Raw genomic sequence first — 3,808 nt, forward strand, 5'->3', positions numbered from 1 at the left:
ACTTCTTTACTTGGTTATATTCCTTATCATTGTACTTGCGGATACCCAGGCGGAACCGGCCCGTCGCGCCGATGACTTCGTTCCAGCGGATACGGAATTTGCCATCGCCCCGCTTAGCATGACCAATCGCGCAGGCAAAGTTGGTAATCTGCCATTCAAATTTCGAGTGCAGGAATAAATTCTGCTGCACAGTCGCCGTCGCCCCGTCGGGCGTTGTCACCTGATAAGTAATCTTTGCCTCCGGGCAGGCCGGCATTTTCTCGCTGCCTTCAAAGTAGGCCCGTTCAAAATTAACAATTTTAAAGGGATAATCCCCTTCCGGCAGGGTCGTAAACTCCTCTGCCTCTGTGTATTCGTCGTCCCAGCTAAATGCTCTTTCTTCTGCCATATGTTATTACCTCCTTAAAATGGAACTGTATCCCGTTCCCGTAAGTCTTTCACGACCTGCACGATCGTGGGAAACGCGGCCACTAAGCAACCGCTGACAAAATCTTCTGGATAAGCCACAATCGGCATGTCTTCCGGGAAATATCCCCGCGAAGCGACGGCCTTTCGGATTTCTTCTTCTGTAATCTGTTCTCGTGCCATTAAGTCATACAAAGGCTTTAAATACGCCGGTAGATCCTCTTTCGGTGCAGCAGTCGCTGCAGGTGATGCTTGGGGCGTTTCTTCCTGCATGGGTTTCGGAACAGATGGCGGCGACTCAATTGACGGCGTTGGTATAGGCGCGGGGTCTGCGGACACCGCTTGTATCGTATTTGGGATGCAATGGGTGATCTGTGCAAACTCAAAGGGCAGGCATTCTGCCAGGCCGTGCCGGTTCTTGGCGTCCCAGTTCGGATGATGGCTCGTGTACATGACGCGCTGGCCGCCGACGACCTTTGTTTTCTTACTGCTGCCGTCCTTGGAGTCGACCTTATAGACTTCTTCCTTGTAATTGGCAAAGAGCAGCATATCAGCCCATTCTTTGACCATATCGGAGATTTTCTGCGCGCCGGCCTTGTTGAGTTTCAGCTCGTACCGGTCGTACGGTGGCTGATCGGGCCGCTCGAATTTGCGTACCATGGCATGAGCCGTCAGTACGACGTTCATGCGTGTATCCACTAAGTCCTGCAAACGGTTCAGCAGCCGGCCGAACTCTTCCTTCTCGTACATGTAGCCCTTGCCATAGCCGAAATCTTCGATGCCATTATGTTGATACTTTTTACAAATATACTCCACGCAGAGATGCTCCGCCCAGTCGACTGTATCAATGACAAGCGTCTGATACCCCTGATTGTCCTTTTTGAGGGCGTCGAGATACTGCATCAGCATAACCCACGACGATGGCCGTTCCAGCCGGTCTACGTCTAAATGGGCCGTACTGCCTTCCGTATCGATGAAGAGCGGCCGGGGAAACCGGGAGGCAAAGGTAGATTTACCAATGCCTTCCGGGCCATACACGGTGACTTTCTGATATTTCCGTATCTTCCCGGAAATGATTTTCATACTGCATTCCTCCTAAAATAACGACGCATTGACGAGCAGCGTATCGACGTCCATTGTCTCCATCAACAGGTTGTATTCACGGAGCCGCGCTTCTTCCTCATATCGTGCCAGCTTCGGGCAGGTCAGGATAAAGGCCGGCTTTTCATCTGCCGATTTAGGCCGGCGGATTTCCAATTCTATCTCGACTTCCTGCAAATAGTTACTGCCTTTGATAATATCGATATTTGCCGTAAACTGCTGCGGCAGCTGTACCGTACCCTCGCCGTCTTTTGACTTAAAGGCAAAGGTATAGTTGTTGTTATCGATGCGGGAGTAGTCTGCTTCGATGTTTTGTACGAACTTGAAGTTCTGCAGATTATACAGCAGCAATTCCTTGTCCGGCACTTCGGGTGTCGTATCGCGGCGGCACTTTAAAAAGTCGATGAGCTGCTTCTGCGACAGCGGTGTATTCAATACATCAGCCCATTCATTAAACTGCAGGCTTTTGGCAAACCGATAGATCACAATGTCCCGGTTCATGTCAATAATGGAATCATCTAAAATCGCATCAAAGCCGGTGTCATGATAGCCGACAATGGTATGTTCCGAGCCGCGCGCTTCTACAATATTGACAAAGGAATCCGTAGAAAGGGCCTTATATACGGTGCCCGGATAGTTAAAGGGCTCCGTTGCTTTCCCCATGCGGATAACGGCTTCATTTCCTTGCACATTGACGTTCATATTGAGTTTCTGTTCCATAATAGTACCTCCTATGCCTGTTCTTTAGAAAACGGTAAAATAGTGAGCGATTCTTCCGGGTCCTGGGGCTTTTCCGACTGGATCGTAAAGTCGTCGGCGTTGAACTGATAGACCGACTGCTTCTTCGCCGATGTCGGCATCTTTACGTCGACGGAGCCGGACATCTTGAGCAGCGTGTCAGAATCCTTCAGCCGGGCAACCTTGATTTTTACCGTAACGACAGCTTCCGATTCGTCATTTTTTAGGCCCTGCAAAATCATGGGATAGCGGCGCATAAATTCTTTGTTCAGCGTGCCGTCACATACACTGTTAAGCGATAACTTTACTTTTTCTTTCATGGTCATGTCCTCCTTTTAAAACGTACCTACCTGCCATTGTTTTGCCGTCACAGGCGCTGCCGGTGCTTCCTGGCCCTGCACATAGCCGTCTTCGATGATGATGCTGCACGTATCGTCCGTGCCGACGCGGGTCGCAATGACCTGTAACCCTTCCTGCTCCAACCAGTCCCCGAAGGCCGCCAAGGTATGGCGGTCCATCTGCTCTAGTTTATCCATAAGGACAAAACCGCATTCCGGATTCAGGCAGCGAATAATAGCAGTGGAAACTTTTAACTGTTCGGCGCCGCTCATACAGTCCCATTTCTGGCCCTGATAGGTCAACTCGCCCTCTGTTACCGAAAGGCCGTCCAACGGCATCTGCGCTTTTTCCAGCAAATCCAGCCTGGCTTTACGAACGCCATCGATTTGCGCCGACAAGTCATTGTATTGGCCGGATAGTTCGTCTGCTTCCTGCTGGGCCCGTACTTTGTCGGCATTGGCCCGCACCTTGACGTTAATCGCGTCGATATTGGCAATACTCGCTTCCAGCTCTGCCGTGCCTTCGTCCTGTAGTTCCGCAACGGTCTTTTGAGCCGTTTCGATGTTGGCAGCCAATGTCTCTGCCTGTCCGGTATATTGCGCCAGCTGCGCCTGCAGTTCAGCAATTTTTTCCTCTATCCGGCTTTTATCCTTTAGCATTGCGGCCAGCTGATCCCGCTTCCGCTGGTTCTCGCCGTTACGAGCCAGGATGTCCTGCTGCCGGCGGATCAGATCGGCGGCGCTGACCGGTTCGTCCGGCGCATCGGGATAGTATTCCATTTCCTCGACGTGCTTGCGTTTCCGGTCTGCAATGCGGCCAATCTCGAGACGCTGGTTATATAAGGACTGTTCCTGCCGTTCGAGGCCTGCCAGTTCGTCGCCGATGCCGATAATCTTTAGCAGCGTGTCGGCTTTTTCTTTGTTCGACGCCTGCATAAACTTCGGCAGATTCAAAGCCAGTTTCTCAATAAAACTATCTAAAAGACGCTGACCCGCTTTCTGGCCCGTTGGGTCAATAACATGCAGTGCGGAAGACTTTCCCTTTCGTTCAACGATCAGGCCGTTGCTCAGCTCAATATGGATACGCGGCGGAATGACACTTTCGCGCCGCTGGGCGTCCGACGGCCGCAGCTTATCGCCGCCCAAGGCCCAGGCAATAGCATCCAGCACAGAGGTCTTGCCCTGGCCGTTGTTGCCGCCGATGACCGTCAGGCCGGTTTCCGTCG

The 3,808-nt window shown here is 51.8% G+C and carries 5 protein-coding genes; all 5 read right to left on the minus strand.

Annotated features, from left to right (window positions below; genetic code table 11):
* The coding region (locus CJ260_RS12265) for a DUF669 domain-containing protein (protein WP_095630406.1) at positions 1 to 388 on the minus strand (388 nt) is incomplete at its 3' end.
* A gap of 14 nt (positions 389 to 402) precedes the next feature.
* Positions 403 to 1,488 (minus strand): ATP-binding protein, encoded by a 1,086-nt coding sequence (locus CJ260_RS12270; protein WP_095630407.1) that lies wholly within the window; start codon positions 1,486 to 1,488, stop codon positions 403 to 405.
* Between the two features lie 12 nt (positions 1,489 to 1,500).
* Positions 1,501 to 2,226 carry a DUF2303 family protein gene (locus tag CJ260_RS12275; protein WP_095630408.1) on the minus strand — a complete coding sequence of 242 codons (726 nt, stop codon included), beginning with the start codon at positions 2,224 to 2,226 and terminating at the stop codon, positions 1,501 to 1,503.
* Between the two features lie 11 nt (positions 2,227 to 2,237).
* Positions 2,238 to 2,564 (minus strand): hypothetical protein, encoded by a 327-nt coding sequence (locus tag CJ260_RS12280; RefSeq protein WP_095630404.1) that lies wholly within the window; start codon positions 2,562 to 2,564, stop codon positions 2,238 to 2,240.
* Between the two features lie 15 nt (positions 2,565 to 2,579).
* The coding region (locus tag CJ260_RS12285; protein ID WP_095630409.1) for an AAA family ATPase at positions 2,580 to 3,808 on the minus strand (1,229 nt) is incomplete at its 5' end.

It is taken from the genome of Megasphaera sp. ASD88 (assembly GCF_002287425.1).
GTDB classification, from domain to species: domain Bacteria; phylum Bacillota; class Negativicutes; order Veillonellales; family Megasphaeraceae; genus Megasphaera; species Megasphaera stantonii.